Annotated in this window: 19 protein-coding genes; 16 read left to right on the forward strand and 3 right to left on the reverse strand. The window is 69.5% G+C overall.

Annotated elements, in window-relative coordinates:
- The first annotated feature begins 68 nt into the window (after positions 1 to 68).
- The 9 genes from purE (at position 69) to G6O54_RS28505 (ending at position 9,640) form a co-directional block, all read left to right on the forward strand.
- Complete coding sequence (purE, locus tag G6O54_RS28465) at positions 69 to 566, forward strand: 5-(carboxyamino)imidazole ribonucleotide mutase (RefSeq protein ID WP_165231176.1); 498 nt, start codon at positions 69 to 71, stop codon at positions 564 to 566.
- A complete protein-coding gene (locus tag G6O54_RS28470) occupies positions 563 to 1,720 on the forward strand; it encodes a 5-(carboxyamino)imidazole ribonucleotide synthase (RefSeq protein WP_165231179.1) in 1,158 nt (385 codons plus the stop codon). The genes purE and G6O54_RS28470 overlap by 4 nt, the downstream gene beginning before the upstream one ends.
- A 24-nt stretch (positions 1,721 to 1,744) precedes the next feature.
- The gene (locus G6O54_RS28475; RefSeq protein ID WP_165231182.1) at positions 1,745 to 2,776 is read left to right on the forward strand and encodes a vWA domain-containing protein; all 1,032 of its coding nucleotides are present in this window, start codon (positions 1,745 to 1,747) and stop codon (positions 2,774 to 2,776) included.
- Between the two features lie 79 nt (positions 2,777 to 2,855).
- Positions 2,856 to 3,494: a hypothetical protein gene (locus G6O54_RS28480; RefSeq protein ID WP_165231185.1), complete on the forward strand. Its 639-nt coding sequence runs from the start codon at positions 2,856 to 2,858 to the stop codon at positions 3,492 to 3,494.
- A gap of 89 nt (positions 3,495 to 3,583) precedes the next feature.
- Positions 3,584 to 3,898 (forward strand): hypothetical protein, encoded by a 315-nt coding sequence (locus tag G6O54_RS28485; RefSeq protein WP_165231188.1) that lies wholly within the window; start codon positions 3,584 to 3,586, stop codon positions 3,896 to 3,898.
- A gap of 54 nt (positions 3,899 to 3,952) precedes the next feature.
- Complete coding sequence (locus G6O54_RS28490) at positions 3,953 to 5,188, forward strand: metallophosphoesterase family protein (RefSeq protein ID WP_165231191.1); 1,236 nt, start codon at positions 3,953 to 3,955, stop codon at positions 5,186 to 5,188.
- A 334-nt stretch (positions 5,189 to 5,522) separates the two neighbouring features.
- Positions 5,523 to 6,383: a carbonic anhydrase gene (locus G6O54_RS28495; protein WP_165231194.1), complete on the forward strand. Its 861-nt coding sequence runs from the start codon at positions 5,523 to 5,525 to the stop codon at positions 6,381 to 6,383.
- Positions 6,384 to 6,489: 106 nt separating this feature from the next.
- Positions 6,490 to 8,292, forward strand: a complete 1,803-nt coding sequence (locus G6O54_RS28500; RefSeq protein WP_165231197.1) for a vWA domain-containing protein — start codon at positions 6,490 to 6,492, stop codon at positions 8,290 to 8,292.
- A gap of 4 nt (positions 8,293 to 8,296) precedes the next feature.
- The gene (locus tag G6O54_RS28505; RefSeq protein ID WP_165231200.1) at positions 8,297 to 9,640 is read left to right on the forward strand and encodes a BatD family protein; all 1,344 of its coding nucleotides are present in this window, start codon (positions 8,297 to 8,299) and stop codon (positions 9,638 to 9,640) included.
- Between the two features lie 14 nt (positions 9,641 to 9,654).
- Here G6O54_RS28505 and G6O54_RS28510 read toward each other — a convergent pair whose 3' ends face one another.
- On the reverse strand, positions 9,655 to 10,842 hold the full coding sequence (locus tag G6O54_RS28510) for a DEAD/DEAH box helicase (RefSeq protein WP_165231203.1): 1,188 nt from the start codon (positions 10,840 to 10,842) through the stop codon (positions 9,655 to 9,657).
- A gap of 461 nt (positions 10,843 to 11,303) precedes the next feature.
- On the opposite strand from G6O54_RS28510, the gene G6O54_RS28515 reads away from it, so the two are divergent.
- The 5 genes from G6O54_RS28515 to G6O54_RS28535 all read left to right on the forward strand — a co-directional run bounded on the left by G6O54_RS28515 (position 11,304) and on the right by G6O54_RS28535 (position 16,308).
- Positions 11,304 to 11,513, forward strand: coding sequence for a hypothetical protein (locus G6O54_RS28515; RefSeq protein ID WP_165231206.1), 210 nt, complete (start codon positions 11,304 to 11,306; stop codon positions 11,511 to 11,513).
- A 182-nt stretch (positions 11,514 to 11,695) separates the two neighbouring features.
- The gene (locus G6O54_RS28520; RefSeq protein WP_250847143.1) at positions 11,696 to 12,073 is read left to right on the forward strand and encodes a hypothetical protein; all 378 of its coding nucleotides are present in this window, start codon (positions 11,696 to 11,698) and stop codon (positions 12,071 to 12,073) included.
- A 256-nt stretch (positions 12,074 to 12,329) separates the two neighbouring features.
- Positions 12,330 to 13,541, forward strand: coding sequence for a hypothetical protein (locus G6O54_RS28525; RefSeq protein ID WP_165231212.1), 1,212 nt, complete (start codon positions 12,330 to 12,332; stop codon positions 13,539 to 13,541).
- Between the two features lie 216 nt (positions 13,542 to 13,757).
- Positions 13,758 to 15,050: a polyadenylate binding domain-containing protein gene (locus G6O54_RS28530; RefSeq protein ID WP_165231215.1), complete on the forward strand. Its 1,293-nt coding sequence runs from the start codon at positions 13,758 to 13,760 to the stop codon at positions 15,048 to 15,050.
- A gap of 292 nt (positions 15,051 to 15,342) precedes the next feature.
- Positions 15,343 to 16,308, forward strand: coding sequence for a hypothetical protein (locus G6O54_RS28535; protein WP_165231218.1), 966 nt, complete (start codon positions 15,343 to 15,345; stop codon positions 16,306 to 16,308).
- A gap of 110 nt (positions 16,309 to 16,418) precedes the next feature.
- On the opposite strand, the gene G6O54_RS28540 is transcribed toward G6O54_RS28535, so the two are convergent.
- Both G6O54_RS28540 and G6O54_RS28545 read right to left on the reverse strand, forming a co-directional pair.
- Positions 16,419 to 16,910 (reverse strand): hypothetical protein, encoded by a 492-nt coding sequence (locus G6O54_RS28540; protein WP_165231221.1) that lies wholly within the window; start codon positions 16,908 to 16,910, stop codon positions 16,419 to 16,421.
- Between the two features lie 208 nt (positions 16,911 to 17,118).
- The gene (locus G6O54_RS28545; protein ID WP_165231224.1) at positions 17,119 to 18,357 is read right to left on the reverse strand and encodes a C1 family peptidase; all 1,239 of its coding nucleotides are present in this window, start codon (positions 18,355 to 18,357) and stop codon (positions 17,119 to 17,121) included.
- A gap of 429 nt (positions 18,358 to 18,786) precedes the next feature.
- Here G6O54_RS28545 and G6O54_RS28550 point away from each other — a divergent pair, with 429 nt between their 5' ends.
- Positions 18,787 to 19,440 carry a hypothetical protein gene (locus G6O54_RS28550; RefSeq protein WP_165231227.1) on the forward strand — a complete coding sequence of 218 codons (654 nt, stop codon included), beginning with the start codon at positions 18,787 to 18,789 and terminating at the stop codon, positions 19,438 to 19,440.
- 144 nt (positions 19,441 to 19,584) lie between these two features.
- Positions 19,585 to 20,328 carry a YqjF family protein gene (locus G6O54_RS28555; protein WP_165231230.1) on the forward strand — a complete coding sequence of 248 codons (744 nt, stop codon included), beginning with the start codon at positions 19,585 to 19,587 and terminating at the stop codon, positions 20,326 to 20,328.
- Positions 20,329 to 20,427: the final 99 nt, after the last annotated feature.

Raw genomic sequence — 20,427 nt, forward strand, 5'->3', positions numbered from 1 at the left:
GGCGCGGCGAATGGGGTAGAATCTCGGTGTCCCGCGATATCCCGCCCGAAGCCGAGGCCCACCGCGCCATGACCCTGGACCTACCGAAGACGCCCGTGATCGGCGTCGTGATGGGGAGCACGTCGGACTGGGAGACCATGCGGCACGCGGCCGAGGTCCTCGATTCGCTCGGGATCCCGGCCGAGACGAAGGTCGTCTCCGCACATCGGACGCCCGATCGGCTGTTCCGGTACGCCCGCGAGGCCGAAGGGCGGGGCCTCGAGCTGATCATCGCCGGCGCCGGCGGTGCCGCCCACCTGCCCGGGATGCTCGCGGCGATCACGATCCTGCCGGTCCTGGGCGTGCCGGTCCAGAGCAAGGCCCTGAACGGGATGGACTCGCTCCTCTCGATCGTCCAGATGCCCCGCGGGATCCCGGTCGGGACGCTCGCCATCGGCGCGGCCGGGGCCCTCAACGCCGGGCTCCTCGCCGCGGCGATCCTGGCGCGCAAGTATCCGGCGATTCGCGAGGCCCTCGCCAGTTACCGCCGCGCCCAGACCGACGCCGTGGGGGAATCGCCCGCATGAACGCCATCGCGGAGAAGGTCCTCACGCCCCCGGCGACCCTCGCCGTCATCGGCAGCGGACAGCTCGGCAGGATGTTCGTCCAGGCGGCCCAGCGGATGGGCTATCGCGCCGGCGTGCTGAGCACGACCGAGGACGCGCCGGCCGCGCAGGTCGCCAACTGGACCGTGATCGGCCCGCCGGACCAGTTGTCGGCCCTCCGGATGGTTTCGGAACGGGCCGAGGCGATCACGGTCGAGTTCGAGAACGTCAGCGCCCCGGCCCTCCGCTGGCTGGCGAAGCGGCGGACCGTCCGACCGGGCTGGAGTACCGTCTGGACGAGCCAGAATCGCCTCCGCGAGAAGGCGTTCCTGACCCGGTTCGGCATCCCCCACGCGCCCTGGCGGCCGGTCCGGACGGTGGAGGAACTGGAGTCGGCGGGCCGGGCCCTCGGGCTTCCCCTGATCCTCAAGACGGCGAGCTCCGGCTACGACGGCAAGGGGCAGGTCCTGGTCCATGAGGCCGGCGACCTCCCCACGGCCTGGGTCGGGCTCGGCAACGTGCCGTGCGTCGCCGAGGGCTGGGTCGAGTTCGCCGCGGAGGTGTCCGTCGTCGTCGCCCGCGGGGCTGACGGCCAGTCCGTGGCCTATCCGGTCGGCCTCAATCAGCACGAGCGGCACATCCTCGATACGACCGTGATGCCCGCCCCCGTCGGCCCGATCGTCACCCAGGACGCCCGGACGACGGCGCTGGCCGTAGCGCAGGCGCTCGGCACCGTGGGGGTCCTCTGCGTCGAGTTCTTCCTCCGGCGGGACGGCACGCTCCTGGTCAACGAGATCGCCCCGCGGCCGCACAACTCGGGACACCTGACGATCGAGGCGGCGGTCACCAGCCAGTTCGAGCAGCAGGTCCGGGCCCTCTGCGGCCTGCCCCTGGGCCGGGAGGAGCTCACGTGCCCGGCGGCGATGGCCAACCTCCTGGGGGACGTCTGGCTGGCGGCCGGGGGCGAGCCGCGGTGGGAGGCCGCGCTCCGGGGCGATCCGGGCGTGAAGGTCCACCTCTACGGCAAACGCAAGCCCGCCCCCGGGCGGAAGATGGGCCATCTGACGGTCGTCGACCCGGATCCCGGGGCGGCCCTGGCTCGCGTCCGCGCCGCGCGTGAGGCCCTGATCCGGTAGAAGACGCGTCCGGAGACGCCCTCCATGCAGTTCGCGCACCCGGGATGGCTCTGGCTGGTGGTGCTGGTGCCGATTCCGTTGCTCCTGGAACGGGCGCGGCCCCGGATCGCCTGGCCGACCCTCGATGGGTTCCGGGACGCACCGCACCCGGCCCAGGGCGGAAGACCCCGCGTGAGCTCGGGCCGCCTCGGGCTGCGGTTCCTGCCCCCGCTGCTTCGCGGCCTGGCGATCGCCTCGATCGGCCTGGCACTGGCGCGGCCGCAGACCGTCGGGGGCGTGGAGCGGATCGCGGGGCAGGGGGTGGCGATCGTCGTGGCCCTCGACCAGAGCTCGAGCATGAAGACCGAGGATTTCCCGGCCGATCGGGGGACGCGGACGATCAGCCGACTCGAGGCCGCGAAACAGACCCTGATGAGGTTCGTGGAGGGGCGCCCGGACGACGTCATCGGCCTGGTCCTGTTCGCCAACCTGCCGGACCTCGCCTGCCCGCCGGAGCTCGACCATCGGTGGCTGGTGGAGACGATCCCGACGATCTCGATCGCCCGGCCCGGCGACGACGGCACGAACATCGGCGATGCGATCGCGTGGTCGCTGGACGCCCTCCGGATCACGGCCCCGAGGAGGAAGGTCTTGGTCCTCCTGACCGACGGGAACAACCAGCCCGCCGGGCGAAAGCCCCTCGACCCGGAGCACGGGGCCGGCCTCGCCAGCCAGCTCGGGATGACCATCCATACCATCGCCATCGGCCGGCCCGGCGGGGTCGTCCGGAGGACCGACGAGCAGACGGGCCGTCCCCTCATCGCCGAGACCGAGGGGCCGAATCTGCCCCTCCTGGAGCGGATCGCCGAGCTCGCCGGCGGCAAGTGCTTCATCGCGACCGACGCCGACTCCCTCGACCGGATCTTCGCCGAGATCAACCGGCTCGAGAAAAGCCTCATCAAGGCCCGCGTCCTGACCCGATACGACGAGCATTTCGCCCCCTGGGCCGCCGCCGCCGTGGCGCTACTGGCCCTCGATCGACTGCTGGTCGCGACCTGGCTGAAGCGGCGACCTTGACGGGAAGCGAGCGCGCGGGGGATCATGCTTGCGGTCGCAGGCTCTTCCGCATCTCGCACGAACCTGGGAAGCCCTGACGATGATTGTGGTCGCGACCGATTACGACGGCGTCACGAATTCCCTGGCTCGCGTGGGCGCTCAATTCGTCACGGATGCCGGGAATGTCAGGGCCTCGTGGCCGACGCTGTGGCTCCATCCCCGTCCGGCCTCCAACCTCCCCGACGGCAAAGAGATTCTCAACGGCCTGCAAGGCAATCCCGGCGTCGCGCTGATCCTGCTGGGACATGGGCACCAGCCCGGTCATCCCCAGGAAGGATACGAGGGTCAGGACCGGCAGCAAGCCGTCGGTCCCGCAGCCATTCTGGCCCTCCAGAATCGCCTCGTTGTCGCCCTCTGTTGCCACTCGCTCACGGTCATGGCGAAGGCCAGCTCGTCGCACGGGGCGACCATCCTGGGATTCAGGAGGAAGTTCTATCCCCACTGTTCGTGGGACCCCAACATAGAGCGGAGCATCAACGCGTGCATTCACGCCGGGCTCGATGTCTTGCTGCGAGGTAAGACGGTCAAGGAGGCTCGCGACGAAACGAGACGCGCGTTCACCTTGCTTGCCCGGCACCTTTCAAGGTCGAAGGTGATCCAGCAGCAGGTTTTTTCTGGCTTCATGTCGCATAATGCGAGGGGGCATGACTTTCTCGGTGTTGGTAGCTCGACGCTCTGAGTAAGATTGAGGAACGGAAGTCGCGGCGGCTCGGGCCCTCTTCTGAAGCCATACGGGCTGAAGAAGCCGTTCTTTCATGGGAGCCTGACGTGCCTGATTTGCATGGGAAACTCGAACGAATCAGGGATCGTGTCGTCCAGAATCTGGAGGCATGGGAGAAGGCCAGCCCCGATCCCAACCAGGTCTTCGTCGCCTGCGCCGGGGGTGAGGGCGAGGGGAATACGAAATCGATCCACGAGATCGTGGAGGACGTGCGGAACGGAACCCCCGATGGTGAGGAGTTGCTCGACACGTTGCTCGACAACATGCTCCAGCAGGCCATGGATACCGAAATATCCGCCAGCCACCAGGAATTCGACGCGGACGCCTTCGACGCGGAGCTGCGGTCACCGTACGGCAACTGAAGCCATGCGAGATCCCGCGACGGGACGGCTTCCGGCTCCGGGAGATGGCAAGCGATGGGCTCCACTCGTCGAGCGCAATTCGAAACCATGCTCCGGGTCATCGCCGACACCACGGCGGAGGCCGCCGGTCCCGACGAGGCGGATGACTTCGAGGTTGGGGACGACGATCAAGCCCTGATCCGCGACGCGATGAGCTATCTCGAGTCGCATCCGGAGATCGCCGGCGGCGATCCGGACGGGCTATTCACCTATGAACATCCCATCCTGGCCGCCGCGGCCAGGGCGCTGGAGGAGGCCCGGTCGCTGGGCGTCGAGGCGGCCGGCGACGGCTCGGACCTTTCCGACCTCGCCATCGTGGATTGGATCCGCGTCGGGATCGCAAGGTTCCGTTCGATGAGGAACGATCCGGCCCTGGTCCTCCTGCAAGAGGCCGTCCCGCACGACCACTACGAACTCCAGGGCCCGACGCTTCGCCTCGCCCTCGTCGGCGATGCCGGGCATCGCGGGACGGCACAGACCCGCGTCCTCGACAGGATCGGCGACCGCCACGCGGCTGATCCCTTCGACATGATCGTGCACCTGGGCGACACCTACTTCGGCGGCACCCCCGAGGAATTCCTGCTCTCGTTCCTGGAGCCCTTTCGCTCCCGGTTTACCTGCCCGATCGTGACGCTTTGCGGAAACCACGACCTCTACTACGGATGCCGGGGCTATCTTTCCGCGCTCCGTGTCCTCGGTCAGAAAGGACGATACTTCGCGATCGAATCTCCCGACTGGCGGATCGCCTGCCTCGACACGGCGTTCGGAGCCCTGGACTTCCGCATGAACGACGGCGTGCTCGACCCGGCCCAGCTCGAATGGCTAAGGTCGCTCGGGGACGGTAAACCGGCGAAGCCCCTCATCCTCATGAGTCATCATTACATCCGCTCACACTGGCATTCGCCGATCGAGTCCCTCCGGGAACAGCTTGGCGACTGGGCCAGGGACAACGTGTTCGCCTGGTACTGGGGGCATGAACACCACCTCGCCGCTTACAGCAAGGGCCAGTACGGTTTCTGGGGAGCCTGCGTGGGCAACGGAGCCTTCCTCGAGAAGTGGTCTCCCGCCCAAACCGGCCCTACCCCCTCCGACGAGCCAACCTGGCATGCTCCGGAAGGATGTAACTGCTACGGCAACAAGGGTCGGCACGCTTGGCCACACGGTTTCCTGGAGCTGGAACTGACCCCGGCTCGCATTCGCGAGAGTTATCACTTCGAACGCAACGAGCCCTACCGACGTACCATCCCCTAGAGCTTTGTCACCGCTTGATTTTCGGGTTGGCAGCGGGACAGGCAGGAATGCCCGTCCCCCGAAGTCTCCAACGCACCTGGCTTTAAGCCCGGGGGGCAGACATTCCTGTCCGTCCCGCAACCCGAATCCCGAGTGTTGACGGAGCACGAGGCTCCTTGCCCCTCGATCCGGATTGACGGACCCGCCCGACGGGTGATAACCGACTCCGCTGCGAAAGTCGTCGATCACCACGGCGTGGATTCGTCAGGACTGGGATTGAACCTCCCACTGATTATCATAGAACTGCCGGACTGCGGTCGTCGTATGGGACGAACGCGAGCCGCCAGGGGGAAGCATGGACATCACCTATCGCTATGATCCGCACGCAAGCGTTCATCCACGTCCGTCGCGGACGGCGGAGGACGTGATCCACAACCTGCAGGAAGGTCATCTGCGCTATCGCACGATGATCGACCGGGTGGAGAGGGAGCTCGTCAACGAGGAGCGGCAGGCGCCGATCGTCATCGAGGCGAGCCCGCTCTCGCTGGGCTTCTCCGCCCTGGGGGCCCAGGTGCAGGCCCCGCATGCGTTGTTCCTGGGCTGCTCCGACGCCCGGGCGCCGATCGAGCGGATCTTCGACCAGCCGTCGAACGGGATCTTCGTCGTCCGGGTCGCCGGCAACGTCCTGGGGACGGAGTGCCTGGGGTCGATCCACTACGCGGTCATGAACCTCCGGAGCAGCTTGCGGCTGCTAGTGGTCCTGGGGCATACCGCGTGCGGGGCGGTCTCCGCGGCCGTGGATTCGTATCTCTCGCCGCACGACTACCCGGAGATCGGCTACACCTTCGCGCTCCGCTCGCTCGTCGATCGGCTCCACATCGCGGTGCGGGGCGCGGCCAGGTCGCTGGCGCGCGTCTGCGGGGTCGACGTGAAGCAGCATCCCGAGTATCGAGCCGCCCTCATCGATACGGCCGTCTATCTCAACGCCGCGCTCACGGCCTTCGACGTCAGCAGCGAGATCAACGCCATCCGAGGCGCCCACGTGCGGGTGGTCTACGGTGTCTTCGACCTGGCGGATCAGCATGTCCGGGCGCTGCCGGTGGACTCCCAGGAGTCCAACGAGAAGATCTTCGGGGAATTCCCGGCCAGCAGCGACGCGTTCACCGAGCTCGGGGACCTGATCGCCTCCTCGCTCAAGGAGGCGGGGCGGATCTGAGCCGCCGGCTCGACAGGCGGGATGCGGCTCCGGTCTAATGGGTGGATCGGTCCCGGTGCCTTCGGCCGACCCCGGTTCGGGACCATTCCGAGGTGATCGTCGATCCGTGGATTTCGCCCGCCCGCTCTGGCTCTGGCTCCTCCTGGTCCCGATCCCGATCGGCCTGCTGCTGAGGCGGGAGGGCCGGGCGCGAGCCCGTGCCTGGATCTCGCTCGTCCAGCGGGGGAGGCCGCCGGGCCTGTGGTCCTGGAGCGTCGTGCTGGCGATGGTCCTGCTGGTGATCGCGCTGGCCCGGCCCAGGTTCGGGTCGCCGATCGGGCCGTCGCCGCCGCCCGGTCACGACGTGGTGCTGCTCGTCGATGTCAGCCGGAGCATGGCCGCGGAGGACGCCGTCCCGAGCCGCCTCGGCGTCGCCGTGGAGTCCGCCGGGACCCTGGTCGCGGCCCTGGCGGCGGAGCCGGCGAGCCGGGCGGCCGTGGTGGCATTTGCCGGCCGGGGCGTGCTCCGCTACCCCATGACCGAGAACCTCGGGGCCGTGACCGACGTCCTGGGTCGGCTTCGGCCCGGCTCGGTCCAGCCGGGGAGCTCGGACCTGGGGGCCGGACTTCGCGCGGCCGTCGACGCGTTCGGGAAGGATGAGCATCTGGACGGGCGCTCGATCGTCGTCTTCTCCGACGGCGAGGACCATGTCGGACGCTGGCCGGAGGCCGTCGCGTCGCTGGTCGGCTCGGGCGTCGTCGTCCACACCGTGGCGATCGGCGACGCCGACCTGGGCCATCCCGTCCCGGGCGGCGAGTCCGGGGCGCCCCTGCGGTTCGAAGGCAAGCCGGTCGAGTCTCGTCGCGTCGACGAGCCGCTGGTGGCGATCGCCAAGGAAACCGGCGGTGCGGCCGTCCCGCTCGGGCTCGCCTCGATGGACATGAGCTCGCTCTATCGCGAGCGGATCGCCCCGGCGGCCCTGGCTCGTCGCCGGGCCACGCATCCGCCGGAGCGGGAGGAGCGGTTCCCCTTCTTCCTGGCCACGGCGATGGGCCTGGTCCTGTCGGCGAGCTGGCCGCCGGGGAGGGTGGGACCGCTGCGGTGGGCCTGGAGGCGGCTGGCGGGGGCCGTCCTGATCGCGACGCTGGTCGTCACCGGCCTCGGCGCCGGCGAGGCGCCGGGCCGCCTCGCGAGGGATCGCGTCGCGACCGGGGAACGCTCCTATCGAGCGGGCCGGTTCGACGCGGCGCTCTCGGATTTCGAAGCCGCCATTGGGCTGGCACCGCGCGAGGCCGTGCCGCGCTTCGACGCCGCCGCGGCCCTGTTCCAGCTCCGCCGGTTTCCGGAGGCGTCAGGTCGGTATCAGGAAGCCCGCGAGCTGGCCGACGAGAGGCTCCGCGTGAAGATCGACTTCGCGCTGGGAAACACGGCGCTCGCGCTGGGCGACCTGACCGGTGCGGTCGAGAGTTACGATCGCTGCGTTTCCTCCGTCGTTCGTGGTCCCGGCCTGGACGGCGTCCGGGCGGACGCCGCGGAGAACCGTCGGTTCGCGCTCGAGCAGGCGCCGCCGTCGGTCTCGGCGACCTCGGACCAGGACGAGCCGAGCGATCCGCCCCGAGGAAGCGGACGCAGGCCCCCGAACAGGCCAAACGGCGAAGACGAGGCCGACGGCGACGATCCCGGCGCGGGTAAATCGGGTCCCGATGGGCAGGACCCGGGCCGGCAGGGAGAACAGCCCGGCAGGGCACCGAACCGGCGACGACGCGTGGGGGGAGCAGGCGGGAGCAGCAAGGACGCCTCGGCGCGGGCAGGGGAGACGCCCGACGACGTGCTCGACCAGGCCGTGGATGAGATCCGCAACGCGCTCGACCATCGCCTGCCCGACGAGGCGCCGGCCGTCGAGGCCGCGGAAAACCGCAAGGACTGGTGAGCGTATGACGCGCCTCGATCGGTCACGCCTCGGCCATGTCGGGCTCGTGATCGCTCTGCTCGCGACCGGCCAGCCGCCGGGGGCGGCGGCCGATGAGGGTCCCCCGCTACAGCTCCGGATCGAGGCGGAGAGGGGTCCCCATTACGTCGGCCAGGGGATCGAGCTCGGGGTCGCGGTGACGGGCAGGGATGAGCGCCCCGTGCTGGAGCTGCCGCCGCTACGTGACGCGCGGATCCTGTCGGCCGGGAATTCGGTGCGAGCCGTGAGCTCGTCGTCGATCGGCCGCCTCGAGACGGGCGAGAATCTCTTCCTGACTCGTCTTCGGGTGATCCCGGCGAAGGCCGGCCCGCTCGAGATCCCGGCGATCGTCGCTCGGCTCGGCGAGCGGGTCGGGAAGACGCAGGCGATTCGTCTCAAGGTCGAGCCCGTCCCCGCCGAGGGACGCCCCGCGACGTTCCTCGGCGGGGTCGGAGACTTCCGCGTCGAGGCGACCGCGTCGGCCGCGAGCGTGAGGCTCGGCCAGCCGATCACGCTCAGGATCGCGATCCAGGGGCCCGCGGCCTGGGGGAGCCGACTTGCGCCCGACCTAAGCAAGCTGGCGGAGCTGACGGTCGCTCCCCGGGTCGAGGAGCTGCCGCAGGAGAACGTCGACGATCCGCCGTCCCGGGTCTTCGCGTATCGAATCCGGCCGACGAAACCGGGTGACGCCGTGCTGCCGCCGGTCGCGGTCTCCGCCTTCGATCCCGGCTCGGGCCGGTATTTCACGAAGGTCACGAGGAGCCTGCCATTCCACGCCGTGGCGGTCCCCGTCCTCGAGTCGACGGCGGTCGAGTCGCGGGTCGAGCCGCGGGCCGGCGGCGGGTTAACGCGGTTCATGGTCCTGCTCGCGGCCGTGACGGGGCCGGTCGTCGTCGGACTCGCGGTCTGGCTCCAGCGACGAAGGGAGGAGGCCGGCCGGGACCTCGAGAGCCGGCGTTCGTTGGCCCGCCGGGGCGCCCGATCGTACGCGAGCCGGCTCGGCTCCGGCGATGTCCCGCCCGCCGACCGATTCGCGGCCGAGCTGATGGAACGGCTGACGGCCCATGCCTCGATGGCATCGGACCGGCCGGCGGGCGCGCTCACGCCGGGCGAGGCCCGCGCGGTCTTCCGTTCGCTGACCGGCTCCGCGGAGCAATCGGAACGGGCCGGTAGGCTGGTCGAGTGGTGCGACCTGGCCCTCTTTTCCGACCGAGAAGCGGTCGATGGTCTGGCGCAGGCCCGCATCGAGGCCGCGGCGCTCTTCAAGGAGCTGGGGAGGCCGAGAGTGGGCCTCCCGCGGTTCCTCGGGGGGCGGCGATCGCCGCGATGATCGGACGGGCCGTCTCAGCGGACGGCCATCTCTCGGGAACGGCCGCCGACGTTGTTGTAGATCTCGCGGGCGGCCGGCGTGTCGGAGCGGGACCTGGCAACCTCGAAGCCCTCGACCTTGAGGGACGGGATGACCTTGTTGATCAGGTTCTCGATCAGGGTGAGGGGCTCGCCCTGGTCGGGGCCGACGAACAGGTAGGCGATCCCGTCCTTCCCCATCCGGCCGGTGCGGCCGATGCGGTGGACGTAATTCTCCGGGTCGTCGGGGATGTCGTAGTTGACGACGTGGCTGATGCCCTCGACGTCGATGCCGCGGCCGACGACGTCGGTGGCGACCAGGACGGGGACGCTCCCGGTCCGGAAGCCCTTCATGACGCGGTCGCGGGCGGTCTGGGCGAGGTCGCCGTGGATCGAGGCCACCCCCGGGATCACGCGGCGGAGCCGCTCGGCGAGGCGGTCCGCCCCGCGCTTGGTCCGGGTGAAGACGATGCACTGACGCGGCTTGTCCCGCTTCAGGAGGTGGACCAGGAGCTCGACCTTGCGGTCGTGGTTCACCGAGATGTAGTACTGCTGGATCGACTCGACCGAGGGCTCGTCCGTGGACAGGTTCACCTCGACCGGCTCGTACATGTAGCGGCCGGCCAGCTTGCGGACGTCGTCGCTGATGGTGGCCGACAGGAGCAGGGTCTGATGGGGGTCGGGGACCTTCCGCAGGATCCGCTCGATGTCGGGCCGGAACCCGATGTCGAGCATGCGGTCGGCCTCGTCCAGGACGACGTGGACGATGTCGCCGAGGTAGAGCGTGCGACGTTCCATGTGGTCCATGACGCGGCCGGGGGTGCCGACCACGATCTCGACCCCGCGGCTGAGTGCGCGGAGCTGGCGCTCGATCGGCTCGCCGCCGTAGATCCCGCAGATGGCGATGTCATCGCGGCCGTCGGCCAGCTTCTGGAGCTCGACGACGATCTGCTGGACGAGCTCGCGGGTGGGGGCCAGGATGATCGCCTGCGGGCCCTGGGAGCGGGCCTCCATCATCTCGATCAGGGGGATGCCGAACGCGGCCGTCTTTCCGGTGCCCGTCTTGGCCTGCCCGATGACGTCGAATCCGTCGAGCGCCCGGGGGATGAACTCGGACTGGATGGGCGAGGGCTTGACATAGCGGGCGCGGGCCAGGGCCTTGAGCATGGTGCTGCTCAGCCCCATCGAACGGAATCCCGGGGCGGGTTCCTCCGTTACACTTCGACTCAAAAAATCCTCCGAAATGCTGATCTCGCGGTTGGGTGGGTGGGCCGAGGCGCCTGCCGCGGCCCGGGTGTCGTTGGCGAATCTTGCTCGTTTGAACTTCCATGATAGTATCAGTTTTTCGCGGCCCGTCAAAGGGACTCCGCTCGCGGCCGCCGAGATTGGAGGTCCCCGGGCCGATGCCGGCCCTCGCCGAGGGAGGGACCAAGCCGACCCGGCGCGGAAAGCCGGTTCGGCGCTTGCGACCACGCCGTCCGGCGCGCTAGTGTCATAGAGGGTCGAGCCATCGGTCTTCAGCCCCGCGACGCCAGGTCGAGCCGCGGGGCGCCGGCTCGGCCCGCCTCGACGGACCCGGACAGGCCGGCGGCCCGCGGTGGGCCTCCGGAGCCTCGGGGCGACCACCCCGATCGGAGGAGAGAATCGTGGCCGACGCACCGACGACACCCCCGGACCTTCAGCAGAAGTACCGCCAGTTCCTGGATTTGCTCCCGCTCACCATCGCCCTGGCGGGGCTGCCCCCCAGCGAGGGCCGGCTCTTCGGCGAGGACCAGATCGAGGGCCGAGGGATGACCATCAAGATGGCCTATCGCCAGGCCCGCACCATCGCGAAGGATTGCTTGAGCGGATCGTAAGACCGTTGCCGGTCGTGTGTCGTCGGGGCGTCGAATCCGGCCCGCGCGAGTTGCACGCGGGGCAGGGGGGGGGCCGATAAGTATCGCGTGACAGGCGGCTCCTGCGGACGGGCGAAACGGCCCTCTCCCGCGGGGACCGCCACATCGGGTTCCCCACGCGAAAGGCTCGCCCCGAGATGACCATGACGCAACCATCGTCGACACGCCCGCGACGGATTCGAGCCGCCTTCATCGGCTTCGGACTGGACACGATCGACGATCACCAGCGGCTCACCCGCGGCGATCAGTCGCTCGTGTTCGGCGGCTCGGAGGAGACCCACGCCGCGCTCCGGGAGACCGTCCTGATGATGGAGCTGGAGCTGGACCGCAACAACCAGCGGCTCGGCGATCTCAGCCCGCTCGAGCTCGCCGAGCTCGCCTGGCGGATCGACTCGCCGGAGCTGCACGAGATCGCCCTCCGGCTCGAGGCCGGGATCGAGCAGCAAGGTCGCTGCTTCGAGGACCTGACCGCCGAGGAACTCACGGAGCTGAGCGCGACGGCGGAGCCCCTGGCCGGCTAGGGGAGGCCCCGACGCCGTCCTCATCGGGCGGATGGGGCAGGGCTCTCGATCTCGACCGACCGACCGCGGCCGTGCCGGCGCCGATGAGCCCGCACGACGCGGTCGGTCGGTCGCTTTTTTGTTCCGACCCGGCCCGGACCCCGGGGCGGGATCGTGCGCGTCAGAACAGCTCAAGCCTGCTGCGGGGGCACGCCGATCAGCTAAACGTGGCGGAACGCATCGATCCCTAAGGTGGCCGATCGCCGAGGAGGGCGTGATGACGAGCCAGGGCTGGCGCGGGAGGATCCTGCGACGCCGGCGACCGGGCTGGGCGCTTCTCGCCCTTTCCGGCCTCCTCGCGGGTGGGGCGCCCCCCGGGGAAGAGCCGCCACCCAGGGAATTTCCGCTCCCCCGTGCCGCCCGCGACGCGGCCGTCCGGGCGGCGACCCAGGACCCGCCGGCGAACGTCCGCGACGAGGCCGCGCCGCGGCCCCCCCTGTCGACGCCGGAGATCGAGCTGATCGATTCCGAGGTGCGGACCGCCCAGCCCGCCGTGCCCGGCGCCAGGCTCGCGCTCGAGGCCGGCAAGAACGCGCCGGAGGGGACGCGATTCCGATGGATCCAGACCGAGGGCCCCCCGGTCTCGATCGGCGACTCGACCCGCCCGTCGATCCAGGTGACGATCCCCGCCGGGGCCGACCGCCTGGCCTTCCTGCTGATCGCCGCCAACGACCAGGAGGTTCGGGCGGCGAGGGTCATCGTCCCCATCAAGGGCTCGCCGACCAATTCCTGGGGGAGCGGACCTTCCGCGGCCGTGAAGGCCGATGCGGGCGATGACCAGATCGGCCTCGTCGGTCACCGCGTGACGCTCAACGGCTCGAGGAGTACCCCGAGCCGCGGCCGGGCCGTCCGCTGGCTCCAGGTCGCCGGCCCGCCGGTGGTCTCGCCCCAGGCCGACGGCGACTTCTTCTCGTTCGTGGCGACGACTCCCGATGTCTACAAGTTCCTCCTGATCGTCGCGGCGGGGGGCGAGCTGTCCGAGCCCGACGAGGTGGCCGTGGTGGTCGGATCGCCCCCCGGCCCGCCCCCGGCCGCGGCGATGCCCGCCCCGCCGACCCTGAATCAGGTCCTGTCCTCGGCCCTCCCCGATCTTCCCCGGGGCGATACCCTCAGCTCCCCCATCGCGGACATCATGGAGGTCATCGCCGAGCGGGCCAACCTTTACGAATCCTACGCCGCGATCCAGTCCGAGCTGTCCCGCCGGCTGGACGTCATCATGCCCCGCGACCCCCAGATTCGCACCGCGTGGAACGAGAAGGTCTTCGCCCCGGTGACCCAGGCGATGACCCATCAGCTCCTCGCGGCCGGCCTCGATTTCACCCAGCCCCAGTCGCTCAATCAGCCCCTGACCCCGCGCCACAAGGAACTCGTCCGGGAGCAGTTCCAGAACCTCGCGCGGGCGTTCCGCGCCGGTGCCGCGACCCGCTGAGGCGCAGCACCCCTCGTGCCCTGTGAACACCGAGAATTCGGGACGCAGGACAGGCAGGAATGCCTGTCCCCCGGGTTGAGAGCCAGGCGAATCGGAGAGTCCGGAGGACCGGCATCCCTGCCCGTCCCGTTGCCAACCCCAATATTGAACTGTGGCGAAGCCCGAGTTCGGTGCGGCAGGATACGCACCGGTCTGAATCCCAAGGAAGGGAATGCGATGTCTCTTTCTCGATATAGAAGATCGGTCGCCATCCTGACGCTGGCGGCCGCAATTCCACACTGGAATGCCCCCCCCGCCGGGGCCGACGATCGACCTGCGGCCTCCGCCCTCGGGGCCGCCCTGGCGGTCACCCGCTCGACCGGCGCGGCGACCGTCGCGGTCTTCACCTCCCGGGGGGATGCCCCTTCCCGGCAGCTCTGGGATGAATTCGATCGCGGGGCGTGGGCCCGGGCCAACCGGGGGCTCGTCCAGGTCGTCAACATCGTCATCGAGGATGAGCCGGGCCTGGCGAAGACCGCCGGGGTGATCAAGGTCCCGGCCGCGAGGGTCTATACCAGGTCGGCCCAGGGCGTCAGCCACCTGGCGACGATCGGCGATTGCTCGACCGCCCGGGCGCTCGAGGAGCGGCTAATGTCGCTGCAGATCGGGATCGAGCCGCCGGCGAAGGCCGACGCCAGGATCGATCGCGCCTCTCACAACCAGGATATCCGCGCGACGCCCCAGGGGGGCTGGCCCGCGGTGCAGACGCCCCAGCCCGTCGCCACTAGCCCGGTCCCGACGACCCAGCAGTTCGTGACGATGCCGTCCCAGCCGACCGTCGCGACCACGACCACCGCCAACGTGATCCAGGTCCCGAGCCAGCCGCTCCTGATCCAGCAGCCGGCGCCCCAGGTCTTCATGGCCCCGCAGCAGGCCCCGGTCGTCTACGTCCCGCAGGGCTCCGCCGGGGGACCGATGATGATGGCCTCTCCCGCGCCGGCGCCGACCGCGAACATGCTGCTCTCGGTCCCCTCGCCCCAGCCCTCGCTCGCCGTCGCCGCACCCCAGCCGTCGGTCGCCGTCGCCGCCCCGGCCCCGACCGTGGCCGCCGCACCGACGACGGCCGTCGCCGTCGGCGCGGCCCCGACCGCGACGACCGTGGCGACCATGACCAACCATTCGCTCTCGCTCCCCAGCTCGAGCAACCGGACCCGCGTCCGGGTCCGGGGACCGGGCCTGGTGGCCTCGTCGCTGGCCCGATTCGGAGAGCGGCTGACCAAGCTCGGGCAGGCGAAGATCGAGACGATCCACGAGACGACCCTGGAGGCTCCTTCCATCCAGTCCTCCGCCCCCGGTACGACGACCATCTCGACGACGTCGACCGCCCCGGTCAGTCAGCCCCCGAGCACGGTCATCGTGCCGATCCAGCAGCAGGGCCCCCCGGACGTGGGCCGTCCTCCCTGCCCGCCGTCGGCGCCCAACTATCCGGTCCCGAGCTCACAGGACAACGGCGGCCACCACGGGCATTGAGGATCGAGGCCGACGCGGCCGTCGATTCTCCCCCGTCGACCCCATGCGACCACGGCTCGACCCCGCCTGCTCCCCCCCGGGAAGCAGGCGGGGTCGCCGCGCTTCCCGGATAGCCGATCACTTCACGCGCTCGAATGTGGCATTATCGGCGGAGAAATGGACTGTCGCCGGGCCGTAATGTAGTATAGCTTGCCAAATTTACCCTGCTTCCATCAGGATTTCGATCACGTGTCCGCGGGTTGGATGGATTCACCCGTCCCGTCACCAGGGATCCGATTCCTCCGAGGGCATCATGACGAGAACCGGAATCATCCTTCGAGGGCACGTCGCCGCCCTCGCTTGCACGCTCCTGGGGCTCTCCTGGAGCGCAGAAAGCCGCGCCGACGGCTTCCTCTTCCATCACGGCCACACGGTGGTGAGCCAGTCCGTGGGGATTGCGGCGGCACCGACCCAGGTGCAGTTCGTCCAGATGGCGACGCCCGTCGTCAGCTCGCCCGCGACCTTCCACCTGCAGGTCGCCCCGGCCCAGTTGCAGGTCGCGGCCCCGACCCAGCTCCAGGTGGGCTCGACCCTCCAGCTCCAGTCGGCCCCCGCGCCGCAGTTGCAGATGATCTCGGTGCCCCAGCTCCAGGCGTCCCAGGCGGTCGATCTCCAGCGGTCCGGCGTGACGACGATCAGCTTCACGGTCCCCCAGGTGCAGGCGACGACCGGGACGGCGGTGCAGGGGACCTTCCTGCAGCAGTCGAGCCTCGGCGAGCTTCAGATCGCCCAGCAGCACGTGCTGCTCCAGCAATTGCACGCCTCGGGCTGGTTCAAGGCCCTCAAGGACCAGCTCCTGAAGCGGTTGGCGGAGGTCTACGGGAACAACCTGCCGGCGCGAAACCTGGTGGCGAAGTTCCTCCTCGACGAGGCCGTGAAGTTCCTCCAGAACACGCCGTTCGGGCCGTTCATCCCCCTCCTCCAGCCGATCCTGAACGACCTCATCGACACGATCATCAAGGAGCAGCCGACCCCTCCAACGCCCCCGCCGCCGGCCGTTACCCCGGACCAGAACGGGACGGTCATCCCGGGCAATCTGCTCCCCGTCGACGGCGGCAAGAGGTCGTTCCTGATCACGATCCAGGAGGTCTCCGGCCCGGGCGGAAATGACACCCCCAACGGCCCCACGCCGCCGAAGCCGCCCGTGGATCCGCAGACTCCGACGGGCATCACTCCGGATTCCCAATCGCCCAGCGAGCACGCGGCAAGCGTCCCCTGATCGCTCGCGCGATCGCCGTCGGGCGTTAGCTACTCCTCGTCGCCCCCGGGGCCTTACGCCGCGGGGGCGATCTCATTTCCAGTCGCCTGCGCCCCACTCATCCGGCCGGATCAGGGCTCGCGCTTCACGGTCACCACGAATCGCATGTTCGGCTCGGGCTGGACGTTCTCGCTCTCCGGCTTGTAGAGGGCGCCATCCCTGGGGCACTCCGAGGGATCACGCCGATAGGTGTAGATCAGCTCGAGCCTCACGGGTTCCTTGGATGCCGGCATTTCGAAGGTGCTTTGCTGGAGCTCGGCGCCCCCCGGCAGTCCCTCCCCGGGCCGGACGTATTCGCGGAGCTCCACCAGCTCCTTCGGTGCCCCCGCGGCCCCGGCGTCCTTCACCACCGGCTTCCACTCGTACCTGGTCCCGCCCTGGCGAGGAAGCCGGACGATGAAGCGGTCGCCGCGGACCGAGACCGTGGCCCCATTCTCCTTCGCCGTGATCTTCGTGAGCCGCGGCTTCGCGCCCTCGTCCTGGGCGCCGCCAACGACCTGCGATCCCTCGAACAGGGCCAGGCAAAGCGAGGCGAGGCAGGCTGCACGGGTGGGACGATTCATTGGCGTGGCTCCCGAGGGCTCGGATGGATCGAATACCCGTGAATTATCGATCCGGAACCGCCTCCCTCAAGATGCATGGAGCGGACGACGAGGATTTCCGCCGGATTGGAGCGGTCCGTTGCCAAACGAAGACGCCAGGTCACCGGGGAGGGCCGGCGCCTGGCGCTATTGTGGATCGAGGGGCTGCTCTGGCTGGTCCGCGGGCCGATCAGGGTGCCAGAGCCGGGATGACCCAGGCCGCGCCGAAGCAGACCCGGTTGGTCGTGTAGGAAATCCTCATGAATCCGCCCTCGCCCCAGTCCGAACCCCACGAGTTGCGGATGATCCAGTAGCCGGGATCGGTCCCGCTGGCGTCCTGCCAGCCGATGAGCAGGATGGCGTGATTGACGTTCCCCGGGTCATTCTCCTGGAAGATCCCGCCGGAGTAATTGCTGAACCGGGGGGTGGCATTGACGGCGATCGCCAGCGGGCCGTATTCGCAGAGGGCCGCCTTGATGGCGGGGATGCCCGGCACCTCGCGATCCGTCGTCACGTAGCCCCACTTGTCCACGGTGAAGCGAGGGGCCGACGACTTCGAGGTGATCTGCCTGCCGATATACCGGTTGAGGCTCTCGGAGGGGATCTTGTTGGTCAGCATGTAGTCGAAGGCCCACCAGCCGCCGTTGCAGGAATAGTTGGCGGGATCCGCGAAACTGAGCAGCTCCTCCTCGGCGATGTTCACATATTTCCGGAAGCGGATCGCATAGGCATGCTCATAGGCCCCCGCCGTCCCGAACGCCCAGCAGCAACCGCAGGTGTTTTCCAGCTCGTACTTGCCGGATGCGGCGTTGAAGCTCATGCCCTGGTTCCGCTCGTCGAGGTCGGGGCGAGGGCTGCCGTTCTCCAGCTTGCCGTCGATCGCCATGATGACCTTGGCCTTCCGCCAGTCGCCGGACGGCTGGGTCTCGTCCGGCTCGTCGGCCCCCCGGGTGCGTCGGGTGGCCTGGAGGAGGGCCTTCTGCTCGCCGCCGGACCTCGTCGCATTGGCCTTGAGGCCCTCGATCGGGGGGCGAAGGCCCGTCCACCGCTTCAATCCCCGGCGGACCGCGGCGTCGAGCGTGCCCTCGTCGAGACTCTTGGAGAGCGAGGGCAGGTCGTCGCCGGTCTTTGTGAACGCCGAGCGAACCGCCGGCGAGGTCGCCTGCAAGTCCCGGAGGCCCTCCTGCAGGGCCGACGAGAAGATGCGGTTCACCTTACGGCTCCCCGCGACGGCCAGCAAGGCCGGCGGAGCGTCCGCCTGGGCGACCTTCTGGAGCGCCTGCTGGGCATCCCTCGGGGCCGCCTTGAGCGAGACCTTGGGCTCGCCCGCATCCTGGGCCGCCAATCGTCCGGGCCCTGTTCCCCACATTGCGGCCACGGTGAGCCCCGCGGCGGACAGAATCGCGTACCAACGCGTCCCTCGAATCACGATGGACCCCCTCCCCTTAGGGATGACCGAACGGACACGGTTCCAGCCCCCGCCACGCCCCTGCCGCGGACCCCGGACATGGACCGGAGTCGATGAAATCCGGGCTTCGAAGGCGAGATGAGCCCATCAAGCATAACTTGTCATTGAAACCAGACAAGGGAGGCAACATGGAAAAACTAAGTCGACCCTGCGCGTTGTCCTCATTTTCCGACCTCTCCTGCAACGGAGTCGACGAGGTCCGGGCCGAACGCCCCGACCGGGTGCGGCCGGCCGGGTGGCCGATTCGCTCGAATCCGGCTGGAATCCCGGGGCGTGTGGTATGTTTCCGGAGAGTCAGAAGCCCCTCCAGCCAAAAACCCGTCGCGATCGGTTCTCGACGTCTCACGGAAGGGCACCGAGAAGCTCGGCCTCTCGAAACGAGGGTGTTCCATGCGCCGCTTTTCTTATCAAGGCTGGTACGCCGCGGGCATCCTGGCTCCGGCGATGGCAGGGATGCTGGTGGCGAGCGCGGCCGCCGGCGAACACCATCACGGAACGAAATATGAGCTGGTGAAGGGCTACATCCTCCAGTCGGCGCCCGCCTGCACCGCCCAGGTCGTGCAGGCCGCGCCGATCACGATCGCGGCGCCCAACCCGCAGTCGGTCGCCTCCTCGCCCCAGACGGTCGCCGCCTCGCCGCAGACCACGGCGAGCCCGCAGATCGCCTCGCCCCGGACACCGGAAGTCGCCACCACGCCGAGGACCGTTACCGTCCAGCTCGTCCAGGCGCCGGCACCCGTCCAGACCGTCCAGCTCGTCCAGGCACAGGCGCCGGCACCCGTGCAGACCGTCCAGTTCGTCCAGGCGCCGGCACCGGTCCAGACTGTTCAGCTCGTCCAGGCACCGGCACCGGCACCCGTGCAGACCGTCCAGCTCGTCCAGGCGCCGGCGCCGGTTCAGACCGTCCAACTCGTTCAGGCACCGGCACCGGTTCAGACCGTCCAGTTCGTCCAGCAGGTCGCGGCGCCCGTGCAGACGGTCGCCACGCCCGTAGACGTTCTTGTCCCGGTGCAGAAGCACGGCCTCTTCCACTTCTGCCGATGACCCCGGGGGCTCTTCCCGAGCCCCTGGCTTGCTTTCCCGAATGCTGCCACCCCAGCCCCGGGCGAGCGAGCGGCCTCCGCAACGGTGGAGGCCGCCGTCCGCCCGTGTGACGTCTGAAGGCGATCGACGGGGCAGACTCTGGCCATGGCGACCGAAATCGATCGGATCTCTCCGACCCGGTGTCCGCCCGCTCGTCCGGTCATGTTCCAGCGCTGGGCGGAGCTGCTCTTCCTGCACTGGACGCTCCCCGTCGACGCCATCCGCCCGCTCGTCCCGCATGGGCTCGAGATCGACACATACGAGGGCCGAGCCTACGTCGGCCTCGTCCCCTTCACCATGTCCGGCATCCGCTACGCCCGGGCGCCATCGATCCCCGGGACGACGCAGTTTCACGAGGTGAACGTCCGCACGTATGTCCATCGCGAGGGCCGGGATCCGGGCGTCTGGTTCTTCAGCCTGGACGCGGCGAATCCGCTGGCCGTCCTGGTGGCGAGGCGAGCGTGGGGCCTGCCCTATCATCGGGCGAGGATGAGCCTGACGATCGAAGGCGATCGCGTGGCCTACCGCTCGGATCGCCTCTGGCCGGGCCCGACGCCGGCGGGCTGCGACCTGGCCTACCACGTCGAGGGCCGCCCTTCGGCGGCGGAACCCGGGACGCTCGAGCATTTCCTCGCCGAGAGGTACATCCTCTATGCCGACCGGCGTGGGAGGCTCCGGCAGGGCCGCGTCCACCATCCGCCCTATCCGCTCCAGCCGGCACGCGTCCTGCGGCTGGAGGAGACTCTCCTCGCCGCCGCCGGGCTGGCCCGTCCCCCGGGGGTCGAGCCGATCGCCCACTATGCGCGGGAGGTCCGGGTCCGCGTCTTCCCCCTGCGGGCCGAGGCCTGAGTCGGGGGAAGATTCCCGGCAACCCGGCGAATATCGAAACGAACCGCCCCGCGCCGGGGTAATACCCGATGTCCGGGAAGACGGAGGCGGCGCGGGTCC

It is taken from the genome of Aquisphaera insulae, assembly GCF_011064615.1.
Taxonomy (GTDB): Bacteria; Planctomycetota; Planctomycetia; order Isosphaerales; family Isosphaeraceae; genus Aquisphaera; species Aquisphaera insulae.

Bases quoted from the DNA above. Each gene is read 5' to 3' on its own strand.
- purE (WP_165231176.1), top strand. From the start codon at position 69: ATGACCCTGGACCTACCGAAGACGCCCGTGATCGGCGTCGTGATGGGG.
- G6O54_RS28470 (WP_165231179.1), top strand. From the start codon at position 563: ATGAACGCCATCGCGGAGAAGGTCCTCACGCCCCCGGCGACCCTCGCC.
- G6O54_RS28475 (WP_165231182.1), top strand. From the start codon at position 1,745: ATGCAGTTCGCGCACCCGGGATGGCTCTGGCTGGTGGTGCTGGTGCCG.
- G6O54_RS28480 (WP_165231185.1), top strand. From the start codon at position 2,856: ATGATTGTGGTCGCGACCGATTACGACGGCGTCACGAATTCCCTGGCT.
- G6O54_RS28490 (WP_165231191.1), top strand. From the start codon at position 3,953: ATGGGCTCCACTCGTCGAGCGCAATTCGAAACCATGCTCCGGGTCATC.
- G6O54_RS28495 (WP_165231194.1), top strand. From the start codon at position 5,523: ATGGACATCACCTATCGCTATGATCCGCACGCAAGCGTTCATCCACGT.
- G6O54_RS28505 (WP_165231200.1), top strand. From the start codon at position 8,297: ATGACGCGCCTCGATCGGTCACGCCTCGGCCATGTCGGGCTCGTGATC.
- G6O54_RS28510 (WP_165231203.1), bottom strand. From the start codon at position 10,842: ATGGGGCTGAGCAGCACCATGCTCAAGGCCCTGGCCCGCGCCCGCTAT.
- G6O54_RS28520 (WP_250847143.1), top strand. From the start codon at position 11,696: ATGACGCAACCATCGTCGACACGCCCGCGACGGATTCGAGCCGCCTTC.
- G6O54_RS28525 (WP_165231212.1), top strand. From the start codon at position 12,330: ATGACGAGCCAGGGCTGGCGCGGGAGGATCCTGCGACGCCGGCGACCG.
- G6O54_RS28530 (WP_165231215.1), top strand. From the start codon at position 13,758: ATGTCTCTTTCTCGATATAGAAGATCGGTCGCCATCCTGACGCTGGCG.
- G6O54_RS28535 (WP_165231218.1), top strand. From the start codon at position 15,343: ATGACGAGAACCGGAATCATCCTTCGAGGGCACGTCGCCGCCCTCGCT.
- G6O54_RS28540 (WP_165231221.1), bottom strand. From the start codon at position 16,910: ATGAATCGTCCCACCCGTGCAGCCTGCCTCGCCTCGCTTTGCCTGGCC.
- G6O54_RS28550 (WP_165231227.1), top strand. From the start codon at position 18,787: ATGCGCCGCTTTTCTTATCAAGGCTGGTACGCCGCGGGCATCCTGGCT.
- G6O54_RS28555 (WP_165231230.1), top strand. From the start codon at position 19,585: ATGGCGACCGAAATCGATCGGATCTCTCCGACCCGGTGTCCGCCCGCT.